The sequence below is a fragment of the Glaciibacter superstes DSM 21135 genome, from assembly GCF_000421145.1.
GTDB lineage: Bacteria > Actinomycetota > Actinomycetes > Actinomycetales > Microbacteriaceae > Cryobacterium > Cryobacterium superstes.
In genome coordinates, this window is the sequence record NZ_ATWH01000028.1 from 1 (window position 1) to 16,081 (window position 16,081).

At 64.6% G+C, this 16,081-nt stretch carries 16 protein-coding genes; 8 read left to right on the top strand and 8 right to left on the bottom strand.

Annotation, left to right across the window (positions count from 1 at the left end; translation table 11 throughout):
* A partial coding sequence (locus tag K323_RS29225) for an HNH endonuclease signature motif containing protein (RefSeq protein WP_022887606.1) occupies nt 1–1,393 on the bottom strand: 1,393 nt, incomplete at its 3' end.
* 384 nt (nt 1,394–1,777) lie between these two features.
* Between K323_RS29225 and K323_RS0122985 the strand changes: the two genes are divergently transcribed.
* Together K323_RS0122985 and K323_RS0122990 are read left to right on the top strand one after the other, a co-directional pair.
* Complete coding sequence (locus K323_RS0122985) at nt 1,778–2,092, top strand: hypothetical protein (RefSeq protein ID WP_022887607.1); 315 nt, start codon at nt 1,778–1,780, stop codon at nt 2,090–2,092.
* Nucleotides 2,093–2,221: 129 nt separating this feature from the next.
* Nucleotides 2,222–3,814: an ABC-F family ATP-binding cassette domain-containing protein gene (locus K323_RS0122990; RefSeq protein WP_022887608.1), complete on the top strand. Its 1,593-nt coding sequence runs from the start codon at nt 2,222–2,224 to the stop codon at nt 3,812–3,814.
* A gap of 83 nt (nt 3,815–3,897) precedes the next feature.
* Here K323_RS0122990 and K323_RS28240 read toward each other — a convergent pair whose 3' ends face one another.
* Nucleotides 3,898–4,503, bottom strand: coding sequence for a dihydrofolate reductase family protein (locus tag K323_RS28240; protein WP_022887609.1), 606 nt, complete (start codon nt 4,501–4,503; stop codon nt 3,898–3,900).
* A 95-nt stretch (nt 4,504–4,598) separates the two neighbouring features.
* Here K323_RS28240 and K323_RS28245 point away from each other — a divergent pair, with 95 nt between their 5' ends.
* A complete protein-coding gene (locus K323_RS28245) occupies nt 4,599–5,201 on the top strand; it encodes a TetR/AcrR family transcriptional regulator (RefSeq protein WP_022887610.1) in 603 nt (200 codons plus the stop codon).
* A 27-nt stretch (nt 5,202–5,228) separates the two neighbouring features.
* Here K323_RS28245 and K323_RS0123005 read toward each other — a convergent pair whose 3' ends face one another.
* Nucleotides 5,229–6,626, bottom strand: a complete 1,398-nt coding sequence (locus tag K323_RS0123005) for a dihydrolipoyl dehydrogenase family protein (RefSeq protein ID WP_022887611.1) — start codon at nt 6,624–6,626, stop codon at nt 5,229–5,231.
* Between the two features lie 153 nt (nt 6,627–6,779).
* On the opposite strand from K323_RS0123005, the gene K323_RS0123010 reads away from it, so the two are divergent.
* Both K323_RS0123010 and K323_RS0123015 read left to right on the top strand, forming a co-directional pair.
* Nucleotides 6,780–7,586, top strand: coding sequence for an alpha/beta fold hydrolase (locus K323_RS0123010; protein WP_022887612.1), 807 nt, complete (start codon nt 6,780–6,782; stop codon nt 7,584–7,586).
* A 4-nt stretch (nt 7,587–7,590) separates the two neighbouring features.
* Nucleotides 7,591–8,040, top strand: a complete 450-nt coding sequence (locus K323_RS0123015; protein WP_022887613.1) for a GbsR/MarR family transcriptional regulator — start codon at nt 7,591–7,593, stop codon at nt 8,038–8,040.
* 191 nt (nt 8,041–8,231) lie between these two features.
* Here the strand turns inward: K323_RS0123015 and K323_RS0123025 are convergent, their stop codons facing one another.
* A complete protein-coding gene (locus K323_RS0123025) occupies nt 8,232–9,164 on the bottom strand; it encodes a LysR family transcriptional regulator (protein ID WP_084697652.1) in 933 nt (310 codons plus the stop codon).
* A gap of 163 nt (nt 9,165–9,327) precedes the next feature.
* Here K323_RS0123025 and K323_RS0123030 point away from each other — a divergent pair, with 163 nt between their 5' ends.
* Entirely contained in the window at nt 9,328–10,296 is a 969-nt protein-coding gene (locus K323_RS0123030) for a YeiH family protein (protein ID WP_051147501.1), read from the top strand.
* Between the two features lie 72 nt (nt 10,297–10,368).
* Here the strand turns inward: K323_RS0123030 and K323_RS0123035 are convergent, their stop codons facing one another.
* From K323_RS0123035 to K323_RS0123050, 4 genes are all read right to left on the bottom strand, one after another.
* A complete protein-coding gene (locus K323_RS0123035; protein ID WP_157509558.1) occupies nt 10,369–11,082 on the bottom strand; it encodes a hypothetical protein in 714 nt (237 codons plus the stop codon).
* A gap of 111 nt (nt 11,083–11,193) precedes the next feature.
* Entirely contained in the window at nt 11,194–11,730 is a 537-nt protein-coding gene (locus tag K323_RS0123040) for a hypothetical protein (RefSeq protein ID WP_022887618.1), read from the bottom strand.
* A gap of 47 nt (nt 11,731–11,777) precedes the next feature.
* A complete protein-coding gene (locus K323_RS0123045; RefSeq protein WP_022887619.1) occupies nt 11,778–12,773 on the bottom strand; it encodes an NAD-dependent epimerase/dehydratase family protein in 996 nt (331 codons plus the stop codon).
* A complete protein-coding gene (locus K323_RS0123050; RefSeq protein WP_026852036.1) occupies nt 12,770–13,741 on the bottom strand; it encodes an aldo/keto reductase in 972 nt (323 codons plus the stop codon). The genes K323_RS0123045 and K323_RS0123050 overlap by 4 nt, the downstream gene beginning before the upstream one ends.
* A gap of 104 nt (nt 13,742–13,845) precedes the next feature.
* Between K323_RS0123050 and K323_RS0123055 the strand changes: the two genes are divergently transcribed.
* Nucleotides 13,846–15,237 (top strand): pyridoxal phosphate-dependent decarboxylase family protein, encoded by a 1,392-nt coding sequence (locus K323_RS0123055; protein WP_022887621.1) that lies wholly within the window; start codon nt 13,846–13,848, stop codon nt 15,235–15,237.
* A 65-nt stretch (nt 15,238–15,302) separates the two neighbouring features.
* Complete coding sequence (locus K323_RS0123060; protein ID WP_022887622.1) at nt 15,303–15,707, top strand: NUDIX hydrolase; 405 nt, start codon at nt 15,303–15,305, stop codon at nt 15,705–15,707.
* The last annotated feature ends 374 nt before the right edge of the window (nt 15,708–16,081 follow it).

A 16,081-nucleotide genomic window follows, 5' to 3' on the forward strand; every position in this document is an offset into this window, starting at 1 on the left:
CGGTGACGTGGTGGAGTTCGACCCAGGAAACGGGTGCGTTGCAGCCGGGGATGATGCAGCCGCCGTCTCTTGCGATGATGGCTTTGCGTTGGTTGGTGGTGAAGCAGCGTTGTTTGCCGCCGAGGTGGAGGATGTCGCCGTCATCGCCGTAGATGATGGTTTGGTAGCCGCCGGCGCACATCATTTGCCGCACGGTCTTCAGGTTGATGGGGTCTTCAACACCGTCGATCCAGCCGACACCGGTGTTTGAGGCCAGGTCTTGGGCGTTGACGTGGACCATGACGGTGGGGGCTGCACCGCCGAGGGTGGGAGTGTCGGCATCGCGGGTGATGCGTTCCAAAGCGGCGCGGAGGATGTCTGCCCTTTTCTCGCCGATGGGCCGGGCGGGGCCGGCGAACTCGGTGTCGAGTTCAGCGCCGGGGATGATCTCCCCGGCTTCGATGCCTTCACGGTTCTCAATGTCTTGGTCGCGTTGGGCGACGATCTGATCGAAGGTGGCTTGTTCCTTCTTGCTGGGGAACGACGGGGTTGCGGCGTGGGCGCTGAGGTAGGTGTCGAAGAGGCCGTTTAGGACGCCGCGCATTTCGGGGGTCACGCCGCCGCGGAGCGGGTAGAGGCCGTTGCGTATGCGTCCGAAGCCGAAGTTGCTGCGTGCTTCGGAGGGTTCTTCGTTGGGTGCTGTCCCGTCGGGGTCGAGGCGTGCTTTCCACACGTTGACTTGGATGCGCAGCAGGTCGGCGCTGAACGCGAACCCCGTATTGCGCTCCGCACCCACGTCGCCCGAACCATCAGCACCGTCGGTACCATCAGCACTGTCGGAATCAACACTGCTGGCGGTCTCGGCATCGGCGGCTCCGATGGCGGAGGCGATGAGGGCGTTTTCGGCGGCGGCGAGGTCGTCGGGGGTGCAGTGGTTGGTGAGACTGGTGAGTCCGTTGACGATCACGTCTGCCTGATCGAGTGTGATCAGTCCCGCGGTCAGCGCCGCATTCACTGCGGGGAACAACGGTGGAAGGACCGTGCCGCCCTGTGGGCGAGGCTGAACCCGGTTGCCGAGGTTGATGCGGCGGGCCGCTTCTTTCCCTGAGACACCGGTGACGCGGGTGATCAGGTCACGACCAGACTTGCAACCGCGTTTCCATGCCAGCGACTCCCGGCCCAGGTGCCGGGCGGAGCGTTCCTCGACCTGGTGGGCGGTACCGACCCGGCCGGCGTCCACGAGCCGGCCGACCACCTCGAACCCGTCGAGAGCTTCAACGTTTTCGTCATCGTTCATCCTGGTGAACGACGCCCCAGCCAGCGACTCCCGGATGAGATCCGCAGCGATCTGAAGCGCATCCTTCAACGGCAACGCAGCAGTGGCACCTGCGGGAGTCGGGGCCGTCATCGTCATTGAGCCGGGTCACCTTCCTGATACCAGTCGAGCGGGGTTTCTTGGTATCCCAAAGGTAACAGAGATAGAACATAAAAGCGAGAGAATTCTAACAATAGTCCTCACGAATTCGAATGAAAATACGATTCACGCGAACATAGCGATACAGCCTTCATCTGACGATGCAGTACTCGCTGAACCGAGATGTCACTTCGGGCGCATTGACCCCGGCATGTTCGCGATTGCCGGTGCCGTGCAGTTTCTCTTGTCCCCAACGGCACGCGCGGCGAACTGTTTTGAGCCATTCGCAAGTACGGTGGCATCGACATGGCTCAGCCTCGCCTGGTCCAGCGGTGGCGCAGTGCTCATCAGCCTCGGAGTTCTCTTGGGACAACACAGGGGCAAATGGGCCCGGGGACACTCTCCCTGGTACTCAGCGCCTTCCTCGTATTCCCGGTGCTCGCGCTGGTGCTCATCTTGGGGACTGGATACTCAGAGAGCGGTGCCGAGGCACGCGCCGCATGCGGCTTGAGTGAGGCAGGGTCACTTGCCAAGTCAGCACTCATCTATCTACCGATCATCAGCGCTTGTCTGGTTGTCTTCCTGGCCCGGTTCGCACGGATGCGTCCCTGGATGGTCGCTTCCGTCGCACTCATCGCGAACTGTGCCCTCTGGCTGATATTCGTCGCCGTCAATCAACCGTTCAGCTCCGGCGGGTAGGTGGCCGCTGCCTGAGATCTGCCGGTTAGAGTTGAGTCGGCCAGAGCCCGGTACCACTCCGCCTGGCGCATTGTGTCGGCTCGAGGCATCCGTCTCGCCCTGAACACCCCATTTGATCTGAGGATAGCTGTGAGCCTGATCCGCCTGAACGACGTCAGCATGGAGTTCGACGGGCGACCGGTGTTGCGGGAGGCGTTCCTCAAGCTGCGCAAGGGAGACCGCGTCGGGCTCATCGGCAAGAACGGCACGGGGAAGACCACGTTTCTCGAGTTGGTGCTCGGGCGGCAGCAGCCGACGGGTGGTTCTGTCGATGTGACCCTCGGCACAACGATCGGGTACTTCTCACAGTTCTCTGAGCTCGACGGCGAGCAGAGCACGTGGCAGACGTTGAGTGGGCACTTGGTCACCGTGCACGAGACGCAGGCTCGCCTCGACGAGATCGGGTCGCAGCTCGCCGAGCCCATGGACGACAGCGCAATGACGCGATTGCTCACCGAGCAGGCCGAACTGTTCGAGCGCATGGATGCCATCGGCGGCTGGACGTACGAGAACACGATCGACACCGTGCTCACCAGTCTTGGGTTCGACGAAGAGCGGCGGCACCTGCCGGTTGATCAGCTGTCGGGCGGATGGCGCAACCGTGCCGCGCTCGCGCTGATTCTCATTCAGGCACCTGATGTTCTCCTGCTCGACGAGCCCACGAACTTCCTCGATCTCGATGGTGTGCGGTGGATCGAGAACTGGTTGACGGGATTCGCCGGTGCGGTGCTCGTGGTCTCGCACGATCGCCAGTTCCTCGACGCGATGGTCACCCGCATCGTCGAGATCGAGAACTTTCGCCTGCAGGAGTACGAAGGGAACTACTCGGCCTACGTGCCGGCCAAGCACTCGCGCCTGAAGATGCTCGAGCGACAGTTTGCGCACGAAGAGGAACTGCTGGTTTACGAGCAGGCGGCGAGCACCGCCCGACGAGAGGCGGCGCGCAATCCGGCGAACGCGGCATCCCGCAAGCTCGCCGAGATCAAAAAACGCCAGGCGCCGCGCCCGATCGACCAGATCATCACCGGAATCTACGACGGACTGCGCTTCAGCAACGACCTGCTCGCCGTTGACGGGCTCGCCAAGGGATTCGGTGGAATTCCCCTCTTCGAAGGGCTGTCGTTCAGTCTGCACCGTGGCGATCGTGTTGCCGTGCTCGGGTCGAACGGCTCTGGCAAGTCGACGTTGCTCGACGTGCTCACCGGTGACATTGAAGCGGATGCCGGAAGCGTACGTTGGGCGAGGGGTGTGCGGTTCGTGTCGTACAACCGGGTGTATGCAGAGCTGGATCTGGGTGACACCGTCGGCCACGCTGTGAACGCCTTTCCCGATTCGCTCGCGCTCACCGCCACCAAGAAGAGTGTCAACCGCTTTCTCTCGATGCTCCAGTTCTCGGACGCCGACTTGAAGCAGAAGGTCGGGACCCTCTCGGGCGGTCAGCGAGCCCGCGTCGCGATCGCACAGTGCCTGCTCTCCGGTGCCGGCGTGATCGTGCTCGACGAGCCGACGAACCATCTCGACATCACGAGCACTCAGGTGATGGAGCGGGCGCTCACGCACTTCCCTGGTGCGGTGATCGTGGTCAGCCACGATCGCTTCTTCGTTGACAAGCTCGCTGACCGTCTACTGATCTTCGACGGCACGCCGCGCGTCACCGAGACGGCAGCAACCGGGGCGCTCTGAGGAACGCCTCGGTCGTCACACCTAACCGTCGTTGACATGGATGGCTGCCAGTACGGCAGAAGCCCCTTTAGCCAATCGGATGCTCAATTCGATCCATCAGCTGCTGGCAGCGGTCGGTAACGCACGGTGATCGCCGCAGCGACGTCGTCGCCAACGAGGTTCTCGAGTCTGATTGGTGGTCCATCGTGCGCGTCGAACAGACGGATCCCGCGCCCCAGGAGAATCGGGATGATGTGAAGCTCGATGCCGTTGACAAGGCCGCGCTCGAGAAGCTGCCGGCCGATCGACGCAGAGAAGACCTCAAGATCCTTCCCTCCCGCGGCTTCCAGCCCGATCGCGGCGGCTTCAGCTACGTCGCAGCTAAGAACCCGCAAGCCCTCCACTGCCTGTGCGTCTTCGGGATGGTGAGTCAGCAGGAACACCGGACCATTCCAGCCGCCCCCGTAGATGCCGTCGATGCTCGGATCAACATCGAACGAATCCCGTCCGCACAGGACCGCGCCCACAGCTTCCGCGTAGGCCTCGAATGCTCCTGGAGGAAGCTCCGAGAAGCCGGACATCCAGTCCGTCTCGTGATTTGGGCCGGCGATGAAGCCGTCGAGCGACATGGTGAAGTGAAGCATCACCCGGCCGGCACCGGGTTCTGTGGCGGTGACGCCGGCTGGGCGGTCTCCCTTGGTTGTGCTCATGGTTATCTCTTTCCCGTTTTGGCAAGGCGTGAACGCGTGTTCATGAACACTAGTTCATGGTAGTTTTGTCGTCAACCCTCTGGAGGTCGACACCCTTGGCGCGCGCTGCACGAGACACTGACGAAGTACGCAACGAACTACGCAAGAAACTGCTGACGCACGCACGCAGCATCGTGAAGCGAGAGGGAACGAAGGGCCTGACGATGCGGGCACTCGCGAGAGAAGCCGGAACAGCTGTCGGGCTCTCGTACAAGGCATTCACCTCGCGGGACGAGTTGCTGTGGGAGTTGGCCTGGGGCTCGCTCCGGGAGCTCATTGCACAGATCGATGACTGGTCCGAACGCACCGGCGGCGATCTGGCCACGAGGATCATGGAATTCGCCACTCTTCATTTCGACTCTTTGGCACCCGACCTCGTCGACCAGGTGAGCCGGGGTCCTCGTGGCGACGAGTTCCTCCGCGCGGCGGCTGCAGCGGGTGCCACTCGCTCGTGGGCGGCCGTCATGACTGCATTCCTCGAGTCTCGACAACGAACCGGCGAGGTCCGCGAAGACGCTGACACGCAGGCCTTTGGCTTCGTCCTGACCGCCGCAATTCACCACGTGCTGGTCACTGAGCCCCCGTTGCCTGTCCCGGATCGTCCGGCCCTCGCCCGGCACATCGCGGGCGTCGCGGCCCTGCTCACAAGCAGACCGTGAAGAGCGAAACGCTGCCTAAATGCCAGCTCAACTCAAGGCGGCGAGCACCTCGTTCAGCGCCTCTGTCGACGACGGATGCGTGTAGATCGAGTCCCTCAGCGCCGTGGCCGTGATCTTGTGACGAATGGCCAAGGCGACCAGGTTGATCACCTCCTGCGAGTGCACGTGCATCAGCGCAGCGCCCAGCACCTGGTCAGTGGCCCCGTCGACGACGAACTTGACGATGCCTCGTGGGTCACCTTCGATTTTTGCCCGCGGCGCCGCGGCGATATCCGCCATCTTCTTGACCCCGACTTGCACGTCGTAGCCCTCACTGCGCGCCTGGTCTTCCGTCAGCCCGACCCTGGAAAGCGGCGGGGTGAGGAACATCGTGTACGGCACGGCTACCCGGTCGTCGGTGGAGCGCTGACCGTCACCGAACAGCTGATCGGCGATGGTGCGATTGTCATCGAGCGAGACATAGGTGAACTGCGGACCACCATTGACATCGCCAACGGCGAAGACCCCCGGCGCACTGGTGCGCAGGTACTCATCGACGACGACGTACCCCCGATCATCCGTTGTCACTCCTGCCCGCTCCAGCCCAAGCCCTTCCGTTGCCGCCGACCTGCCCAGCGCCACCAACACCGCATCGGCATCAATCTGATGCTCCTCGCCGGCGGCCAGGTACGTGATCGAGGCCCGGTCGTCCCCATCGACGACGGAGGTCACCGTAGCGCCCGAGATAATCGTGACCCCGTCGCCGCGCAGCACCTCGGCGACGGTCTCGGCCACATCGGCGTCTTCGTGGCCCAACAGGCGCTCGCCGCGGTCGAGCACCGTCACCGCCGAGTCGTAGTGCGCGAACATCCCAGCGAACTCCAGCCCCACATAGCCGCCACCGACCACCACGAGCGAGCGAGGCAACGGCGAGACATGTTGCAGGGTCTCCGAATTGTGGATGCTCCCGCCGATCTGTGCACCGTTGATCGACGGCACGGCCGGCACCGAACCGGTGTTGATGATCACGGTGTCGGCGGTGATGCGCAGGGTGTCGTCCCCGCCGGTTACCAGAACCTCGCGTTCACCGGTGAATTCCGCACGCCCAGAGACCAGGAGCACAGAGTCGAGCTGATCGAGCAGGGAGAAGTTCTTCTGTCGCATGGCCGCCGTCAGCGTGTCGCGCCTGGCCACAGCAGCGGCGAAATAGTCGTCTGGATCGTCGGACTCACGACGCACGGCTGCGTCGTGGATAAGGATCTTGGTGGGCACGCATGCGACATTGATGCATGACCCGCCGATCATGTCGGCTGACTGCTCGATCAGCGCGACTCGCTGCCCAAGGCGCGCCGCGGTACCGGCGAGAGTCTTGCCGCCCTTGCCCCACCCGATGACGAGCAGATCGACATGTTCCTCGTGGTCGGCCTTGCCGAGTCGGTCGGTCATCTCACTTCCCTTCGATGGACAGTCGGGCCACTCGTGCGAACCATCCGCTGCGAAGCGGAGGTCGAGTCGGAAGCTCGCCCTCATTCTCAGCCTACGCGGCACTGGCATTGGCATTGGCGCTGGCAATGGCATCCCAGCAGCTAGATTTAGTAAATGGTGAATCTAACCGAGACGCTCGATCGCCCGGGCTGCGCCCTGCACTACGCCGACCTGGGAGGCGATGGCCCCGCGCTGCTCCTCAGCCACGGCGCCGGTGCAGATCACCACATGTTCGATCATCAGGCGCACCACCTCACCTCACGCGGGCACCGGGTCGTCGTCTGGGACATGAGGGGGCACGGGGTTTCCAGGCCGAACTCTTCTGGCTTCACCGCGCAGGGCGCCGTTGACGACGTGCTCGCGCTCATTCAGCAACTGGAACTGGACCGGCCCATACTCGCCGGTCACTCCCTCGGCGGCAACCTCTCGCAGAACCTGGTCCGGCGCAGCCCAGACGACTTCCGTGGGCTCATCGTGATGGACTCAACGTGGAACACGGGGCCCCTCACCCGCGTGGAACGACTACTCCTGTCGATCGCGGCTCCGTCGCTGTCGCTCATCCCGGCACGGTCACTTCCTCGGATCATGGCGCGCGCATCCGCCGTCACTTCCGGTGCCCAAGAGGACGCCGTTCGAGCGTTCTCGCAGATGAGCAAGCAGGAGTTCATCGCCGTGTGGAGGGCGACCACCGAATTCGTCGCCCCCGATTCGTCGTATACGACACCCGTGCCACTCTGCCTCATCCGCGGAGAGAAGGACTCGACAGGGAACATCGCCACGGCAATGCCGCAGTGGGCAGAGTTCGAAGGCGTCGGCGAACATGTCGTGCCCGGCGCCGGCCACCTGGTGACTCAGGATGCTCCTCACGCTGTGAGCGCCATCCTGGAGTCTTTCCTGACCAGCGTGAAGAGCGGGGAGTGAGGTCGTGACCCGATCTCAGCGCGACGCCTTCATCCAGGGAGTCGGCGACCTGCTCGCATCCTGGAATCTGTCGCACGCCACCGGCCGGGTTTACGCCCAGCTGCTGCTCTGTGAAGACCCGATCTCCCTGGCGAGCATCGGCACGTCGATCGACCTCAGCAAAGGGGCGGTGAGCACGTCGGTGAGGGAGCTGGTCTCGTGGGGGCTCGCGCGCACCATCCCGCAGCCGGGCAGCAGGCTGCTCCTCGTTGAGGCGGTCGGCGGGCTCGAGTCGCTGCTCGCCGCCAGCCACGAGCGGGCGAAGGAGTTCGTTCGCACGCTGAGGCTCGGCGATGAGCTCGTTCACGGCGCTTCCGCGCGGGAGCGACTCCATGACGTCACCGCACTGTTCGAGAACTACGTCGACGCGGGCGAGCGGATGCTCGAGCAGCACCGCGCAGATCGGCGCGGCTGACGCGAAACCACCGATGGTGTCGGGGCCAGCCCGGGCGCCCAGGAACGCATCACCCAGGCCATCCTCGCCGCGACTCTCAGCTACCGGTCAGCGAGGATGCCGATGACGGTCGCCTTGCGCACCGCGTCCATGCGGGGGGCGGCGCCGAGCTTGCGATACAGATTGCCGGTGTGCCGCTTGACCGTTCCCACTCAGCCTGCCGTTCGCGCGATTGCGATAAGAGCGCGCGCGGCGTCATGACGCGGCTGAGTGCCGCCCTGCCAGATCGCAGACAGCGCGCGACGCAGAATGAAGCCCTCCATTGGTACGTCAACGAGCCTGCCGAGCGAGATGTCATCCGCTATCGCGAGCGAGCTCAGCGCACCGGGCGCAATGCCGGAGACGATGGCGGTGCGCACGGCCGCATTCGTAGAAAGGCTCATCCGTGGCGGAGCGATCTCAGAGCGCTCGATCCCGGCCTCGGACAACAGCTGCTCTAGCGACAGTCTCGACCCCGAGCCGGCCTCACGGGTTACCAGCGGAGTGCGAGCCAGTTCGATCGCGGTCAGCGGCGTTGTGCGTTCTGCCCAGGGATGACTCGGGGCAACCGCAACTTTCAGCTCATCGAATCCGATCAATTGCACCCTGAGATCGTTCGGGAGGGCGGGCGTTTCGATGAACCCAAGCGGCATCAACCCGGAGCGAACCAACTCGATGACCGCTTCACTGTTGACGACCGTCAACCCGATCTGGGTCGCGACCTGTCCGGCCGCCTCCTGTCGCCCCCTGAGCGCCAGCAGCCACCGCGGAACCAGGTACTCGGCCACTGTGCGACTGGCCGCGATATCGAGTTGGCGAAGTGCCTCAGAACGGATGGACGCGATCCCGGCGTCGAGTCGCTCGGCGGCTGCGAGAACTTCAGTTGACCACCCCAGGACTATCGCCCCGGCTTCGGTGAGCGTCGTTCCGCGGGGCGTGCGCTGGAGGAGGATGACGCCCACCTGCAATTCGAGGGACCGCATTCGCATCGACACCGCTTGCTGAGACATGCCCAGGCGCTGCGCCGCCGATGACAGGCTGCCCAGCTCGTCGACGGCGGTGAGAAGTTGAATCGCCACGAGATCAGGCACGTGATGACTGAGCATGATGACCTTCCCCACAACCAAGAGTTGTAGCCCCACAACAATACGGTCTCTACCGCACCCGCGGTCAATGGCACACTGTTGAATGATGAGTTCAGCAACCGAAGCACCGGAAACCACTCACGCGAAGAGGCGGAAGCGCTTCCGCTGGCTCCCGGGTGTTTCGATGGCTGGTGCGGCAACCATTCTCGCCTGGGGGGTGCACGCACTCATTCCCGCGATTCCGATATTGACGGCGGCGGTGGTTCTCGGCATCATCGTGGCCCAGGTGCCGAGAGCCCTTCCTGCGGTCACCGGCATTCTCGCGCCGGGTCTCTCTGTCGCGGCAAAACGCTTGATGCGCGTGGGAATCGTGCTGCTCGGGCTCAAACTGAGTCTGGTCGATATCGCCTCGCTCGGGTGGCTGTCGATACTCACGGTGGTCGTCGTCGTCCTGCTCACCTTCGGCATCACGATCTGGCTCGGACGAATCTTTCGGCTGCCGGGACACCAGCCGCTCCTGATCGCGACGGGTTTCTCGATCTGCGGGGCGTCGGCAATCGGAGCGATGAGCAGCATAGTGAAGGCGAAGGATAAGGAAACCGCGACGCCGGTTGCCCTTGTGACGTTGTGCGGCACGCTGGCGATAGCGGTCCTGCCGTTGCTGTGGCATCCGCTCGGATTGAACGCCGTCGACTTCGGTCACTGGGTCGGGGCGAGCGTGCACGATGTGGGGCAGGTCGTTGCAACCGCGCAGACCGCCGGCGCCGCGGCGCTCGGGGTGGCAATCATCGTCAAACTAACTCGGGTGCTCATGCTCGCGCCGATGGTGGCTGTCGCCTCACTGGTCGTTCGGCGTCGTTCACTCGCGGCCGATTCAGCCGCGAACGGCGGCAAAAGACCGGCTATCGTTCCACTGTTTGTAGCAGGCTTCATCTGCGCTGTGCTCGTGCGCACGTTCATTCCGCTTTCAGAACCCGTGCTCGAGGTGGCAGACACGCTGCAGACGATCATGCTCGCCATGGCGCTGTTCGGCCTCGGAACCGCTGTGCGTTTGCGTGAACTGGTGCGCACCGGTTGGCGCGCTCTCGTCGTCGGCCTGCTCTCCTGGGTGGTCATCGCGGTTCTGGCCTACGCAGCCGTTCAATTCGCGTGACCAGCTCTATTATTCGGCGAGGCGGAGGCACCGCACTCGTTACAAGCCGAACATTGCCTGAAGCCATCGGCGCTATTTCGTGGGCGGGCAGGCGTCGTTGACGGCATCCCATTCGGGCGAGTCCACCATTGCTATGTCGGGCGATGGGAACCAGTTCTGATTCGGCCAGTTGGCGATGAAGAATTCGCGGGTCGGCGCCGCGGCGTCGTCGGCCCTCGCGACACCGTTTGCTTGGTAGCACGGCACGATGAATTGGGTGAGGTAGTCGTAGATGTACCCGAGCTGAGCGTCCGTCGGCGCCGGCACCGGTGTGAATGGATACATCGTCATGCAGATGAAGCCCCCGACCGCCTCCTCCTGATTCTGTGCATCTGGTCCCACGCTCACGATGGGCGCGTCTGCCTCCCAACCTGACCGTGATTCGCTGATCGTAACGTTGTGGGTTTCGAGGCAATCACGCATCGCCTGCAGGCGCGCATCGCCGGCGAGGTAGCCGGCGAACTGGGTCTCGGGCCGAGCGGCTCCCGGGTAGCGAACCAGCACCCTTGTCCACTGGGCTTCTACTGACTCGAGCCGGAGCTGCTCGATTCCCTCCTCGGTGAGGACGGCTGGAGCCGGCGACGGTCCAAGGTCCGGCATGGGATAAGCGGCTGCCGTCGGCGTCGGCGTCGGCGTCGGTTCCGGCGTGGCAGTCGTTCCCGAACCCGTCGACGCGGCGCATCCTGCGAAGCTGATCACCAGGCCCGCGGTCAGCAGTCCGTGGACCAGTATGTGCGTGAGCTTCATCGTGTGCACCTGCGCCCCTCGTCCCGGCGACTGTAACAGGCATCCGTTTCGCTTCGCCACTGAAGCGGACTGGGATGTGCCGTAGGTGACAGCCCGCCTATTCCGCGCGGGTCACCCAGTACCAGCATCCGCTCGCCGGCGGTACTCGTCGTTCGCTGTGATCACACGTTCCACCCGCTCCGCCCGTCGGCGAAGACGCTGTTTCTCGCGACGGTCTTTGTTCAGGTTCCAGGTGGCGGCCCTGACGTCTGCGCCGATGTCGAGCAGCATGCACGCCAACCCATGCAGGTCGATGAGATCTCGAACAGAGATGTTCGTCACCAGGGCCTTCACCACCTGCAACTGCACCGGCTGAAGAAGCCGGTCGCCCTGGAGCCAGGGTGACTTCACGAACAGGCAAAGAACGAACACCAGGTCTTCGGCATACATGGTGCGGGCGAAGGCACCGGATGGCCCGAACTCGCGCTCGGCGGCCAGAACAACTCTGTCCGCAGGGACCAGGATCTCCTCGCCCTCCGATTCGAGACACTCCCTGAGCAGTGCCTCAACCCGCAGAATGCGCTTCCGCACCATTCCCGTCGCACCGATAAGCCGCTCCGTGAAGAACGACGTGAGAATCTCGTCAATCCGTGGCTGCACCGTATCCATGCACCGAGGCTGCCACCGACCACCGACACCGACGACTCCCCCCTGGGTCAGCGAGGCATCGCGCCGGCGACCAACGCGTCGAAGGTGACGTTGAGCGCGTCGTCGACGACCTGCTGCTCTGGATGCGCGTCGTACCAGTCGATGATCTGCCGCACACCCCGCACGAACGGTGTCGTGCAGACGAATTCGGGCACCAGCGCCTTGACCTTGCTGTTGTCGAATATCACCGAATGCGACTTGTCACCGAGCAGCTGAGGTCCAATCTCCGGCGCGGCCTGCGCGATGGTCTCCGACGCGATGTGCACCAGCTTCGGTGCCGGCACGCCGGCCGCCTCGGCGAACAACTCGTAGATGCGGTTCCACGTCAGAAACTCGTCTGAGGTGATCGTGAAACTGTCACCGACAGCCTGCGGCAGGCCCAGCAGACCGACAAACGCCTTCGCGAAATCGGTGCTGTGCGTGAGCGTCCACAGCGATGTGCCGTCGCCGTGCACGACCACAGGCAAGCCGGCCCGCATCCGGGCAATGTCGGTCCAGCCGCCGGTCAGGGCGATCTTGGTGCGGTCATAGGTATGAGAGGGGCGGATGATGGTGGCCGGGAAACCACGCTCACGGTACGCCTCCACCAGCAGGTTCTCGGCGGCGATCTTGTCGCGCGAGTACTGCCAGAAGGGGTTGCGCAACGGCGTCGACTCGAGGATCGGCAGGTGCGCAGGCGGCTTCTGGTACGCCGACGCCGAACTGATGAAGACGTACTGACCGGTGCGACCCTCGAACAGCTCGATGTCTGCGGCAACCTGGTCGGCGGTGAACGCGATGAAGTCGACCACAACGTCGAACTCGCGGTCAGCGAGCGCAGAACGCACAGACGACGGGTCTCGGATGTCTGCCCGCAGCAGTTCCGCTTCCGCTGGAGCAGGGCGGAGACTTTCGTTACCGCGATTGAGCACGGTCAGCCGATGTCCGGCAGCGACGGCACGCTCGGCGGCAGCGGCGCTGATCACACCGGTGCCGCCGATGAACAGAACAGAGAGCGCGCTCACCAGGCGTAGTCTTCCGGAGCGGTCTTTCGACCGGGGAAGATCTCGTCGAGGCGAGCGAGGGCATCTGTATCGAGCGTGACGTCAAGTGCGCGCACCGCGGCATCGAGCTGGCCTTGCGTGCGCGGGCCGATGATCGGCGCGGTGACGGCCGGCTGGTGCAGCAGCCACGCCAGGCCGAGGTCACCCGGCTCGTGGCCGAGCTCAGCAGCGAAGTCTTCATACTGCTCGATCGCGTCTCGGTGGGTGGCGAGCCTTTCAGCGGCGCGCCCTTCGAGGCGGCGCTTGCCGTCGCGCTCCTTGCGCAGCACCCCGCCGAGCAGCCCGCCGTGCAGCGGCGACCAGGGGATGATTCCGAGCCCGTTGCCGACCGCGGCCGGAATGACCTCGAGCTCGATGTCGCGAGTGAGCAGGTTGTAGATCGACTGCTCGCTGACCAGACCGGTGAAGTTGCGGCGCCGCGCCTCCGCCTGGGCCGTGGCGATGTGCCAGCCGGCGAAGTTGCTGCTGCCGGCGTAGAGGATCTTGCCCTGCGCTACGGCGGTCTCCATCGCCTGCCAGATCTCGTCCCACGGAGTATCGCGGTCGACGTGGTGGAACTGGTAGATGTCGATGTATTCCGTCTGCAGGCGGGCGAGGCTCGCGTCGAGCGCCCGGCGGATGTTCAGAGCGGAGAGCTTGCTCTCATTCGGCCACGCGCCCATGTCGCCGTAGAGCTTGGTGGCGAGCACGGTGCGCTCGCGGCGTCCGCCGCCAGAGGCGAACCAGTTGCCGAGGATCTGCTCCGTGGCGCCCTTGCCCAGGCTGCCGCCGTACGCATTCGCCGTGTCGAAGAAGTTGATGCCGTAGTCGTGGGCGGAGTCCATGATCGAATGCGCTGCCGGCTCCTCCGTCTCCGGGCCGAAGTTCATGGTGCCGAGTGCGAGTCGAGAGACTTTCAGGCCGCTGCGGCCGAGGTGGGTGTATTCCATGTGACCAGCCTGCTCTGCGCACGCCACGGTGTCCAACGCGAATGTGTCCGATAGGAAGAACGAATGCGATCGCGCGTTTCGACCGCCGGTCATAAGATGAGCACATGTCAACTCAACGAGGAGTTTTCGACGATGCGCTGGCGCGCGCGAGCGCCCACGCGCTGGAGTGGCTGGAGTCGGTGCCCACCAGGCCGGTGGCCCCCCGGCACCGGGCCGACGCACTCTTGGACGGTTTTGCAAAACCGTTGCCGGAACATCCGACCGACCCCGCCGTCGTCATTGATGAGCTGGCCGCACTGGCGGAGCCGGGCCTGATGGCGATGGGCTCCGGCCGCTTCTTCGGCTGGGTGATCGGCGGAACGCTTCCCGCAGCACTCGGTGCCGACTGGCTGGTCAGCGCATGGGATCAGAACGCCGGGATGCGGTTCGCGACACCGGCTACGGCGGCGGCCGAGGAAGCCGCCGCAGGATGGCTGCTCGACCTGCTTGGCTTGCCGCCGGGCGCCGACGTCGGGTTCACCACCGGCGCGACCATGGCCAACTTCGTAGGCCTGGCGGCGGGCCGGCAGCATGTTCTCGACCTGGCCGGCTGGGATCTCGCAGCCGACGGCCTCGCCGGGGCGCCTCGCATCCGGGTATTCGTCGGCGCTGAACGGCACGACGTCATCGACCTGACCCTTCGGTACCTGGGTCTCGGCGCTCCGACCGTCGTTGACGTTGACGACCAGGGGCGTATCCGTGCTGAAGCGCTCGCCGAAGCAATGGATCGATCCGGTGGTGCAGAAGGCCCGGCCATCGTCTGCCTCCAAGCCGGCAATCTGCACTCCGGCGCGTTCGACCCGATGAACGACGCGACCCAGGTCGCGCACGATCGCGGAGCCTGGGTGCATGTCGACGGGGCGTTCGGCCTGTGGGCCGCGGCCTCTCCTCTCTATCGTGCCGAACTGGCGGGCCTCGAGCTCGCCGACTCGTGGGCGACAGATGCACACAAGACCCTGAACGTGCCATACGACTGCGGCATGGCGATCGTGGCCAGGCCGGAGATCGTGCGTGCCACGTTCGGCGTGCACACCAGCTACCTGGTGACGGATGACCCGGGCCCAGGGGACCCGTTCGAGAAGGTTCCAGAGCTCTCACGTCGCGCTCGCGGGGTACCGGTCTGGGCAGCACTGCGTTCGCTCGGGCGCTCCGGGGTGGTCGATCTTGTCGAGCGGCTGGCGTTGCGTGCCAGGGAGCTGGCCGACGGGATTGCGCTGATACCGGGCGCCGAGGTGCTCAACGAGGTGGTGTTCACCCAGGTGAGTGTGAGTTTCGGTGACGACGACCGCACCCGCCGGGTGACCCAGGCGCTCCTGGCGGATGGCACGGCGTGGATGTCTGGGTCGCGGTGGCACGATCGCGATGTGCTCCGCATCTCGGTCAGCAATTGGTCAACGGATGCCGACGACGTCGCCCAGTCTCTCGCCGCACTCGAGCGCGCCGTGGCGTCCGTCTGACGCTTGCCGCGGCATCCGTTCGCCGCCTGGAGTTGCCGCGCAGCAACGGTTGATACCGTGGTCGAATGTTGACCCAGACTCTCACCGTTGCTGCCGTGTGCTTCCGCGACGCCGATTCCCGCGTGCTGACAGTGCGGAAGAAGGGATCGGAACGATTTCAGCTCCCGGGCGGAAAGCTCGATGCCGGCGAAACCGCCCCGGCGGCCGCAGTACGCGAAGTCGCCGAGGAGATCCGGGTGGAACTGACGCCAGACGACATCACCCTGCTCGGCGCGTGGAGTGCGCCGGCCGCAAACGAAGCAGACACCACAGTCGACGCGACGGTGTTCGTCAGCACGGCGCAGATTGTTCCCGTCGCGGCCGCAGAGATCGAAGAGCTGCTCTGGGTGCACCCGGGAGGCGACCATGCGGAAGCGGTGTTCGCACCGCTGCTTCGCCTGCATGTGTTCCCGGCACTGGCCGCTGGTTAGCGGAGCGCGCACTCCAGCCTGCACCCTGGTGTTCCATACGGATGCCTTGCCGGGCAGCAGCTGATAAGCCATGAGTGGGGGCGTCGCCTTGATAGGCGGCTAGCCACGGCCGGAGCGTGGGAGATGTCAATGTGGAGCACGCGCAGCGCAGCGAGCATGAACGACATTGACATCGAGGAGCGCAGGCTGATGGTAGGCCGTCGAGGCGATGGCCTTGCCGTGATCACTGGCGAGTACCGCTGGTGACGCGGGCTTAGCGCCGTTCGGCGGTGAGGAGGTCCGTGATGTTGCTTCAAGCGCCCTTGGGTGCATCGGCTCTGGTGGTGGCGATCGACCCGGGGAAGGTGATGAACCGGGTTTGGGTCAGTGACGGT

What these genes read in the sequence shown, in the direction of transcription:
- K323_RS0123050 (WP_026852036.1), bottom strand. Translation starts at nt 13,741, where the DNA reads ATGGAATACACCCACCTCGGCCGCAGCGGCCTGAAAGTCTCTCGACTC.
- K323_RS0123030 (WP_051147501.1), top strand. Translation starts at nt 9,328, where the DNA reads ATGGCTGGTGCGGCAACCATTCTCGCCTGGGGGGTGCACGCACTCATT.
- K323_RS0123060 (WP_022887622.1), top strand. Translation starts at nt 15,303, where the DNA reads ATGTTGACCCAGACTCTCACCGTTGCTGCCGTGTGCTTCCGCGACGCC.
- K323_RS0123010 (WP_022887612.1), top strand. Translation starts at nt 6,780, where the DNA reads ATGGTGAATCTAACCGAGACGCTCGATCGCCCGGGCTGCGCCCTGCAC.
- K323_RS0123040 (WP_022887618.1), bottom strand. Translation starts at nt 11,730, where the DNA reads ATGGATACGGTGCAGCCACGGATTGACGAGATTCTCACGTCGTTCTTC.
- K323_RS28240 (WP_022887609.1), bottom strand. Translation starts at nt 4,503, where the DNA reads ATGAGCACAACCAAGGGAGACCGCCCAGCCGGCGTCACCGCCACAGAA.
- K323_RS0123025 (WP_084697652.1), bottom strand. Translation starts at nt 9,164, where the DNA reads ATGCTCAGTCATCACGTGCCTGATCTCGTGGCGATTCAACTTCTCACC.
- K323_RS0123055 (WP_022887621.1), top strand. Translation starts at nt 13,846, where the DNA reads ATGTCAACTCAACGAGGAGTTTTCGACGATGCGCTGGCGCGCGCGAGC.
- K323_RS0123035 (WP_157509558.1), bottom strand. Translation starts at nt 11,082, where the DNA reads ATGAAGCTCACGCACATACTGGTCCACGGACTGCTGACCGCGGGCCTG.
- K323_RS0123005 (WP_022887611.1), bottom strand. Translation starts at nt 6,626, where the DNA reads ATGACCGACCGACTCGGCAAGGCCGACCACGAGGAACATGTCGATCTG.
- K323_RS0122985 (WP_022887607.1), top strand. Translation starts at nt 1,778, where the DNA reads ATGGGCCCGGGGACACTCTCCCTGGTACTCAGCGCCTTCCTCGTATTC.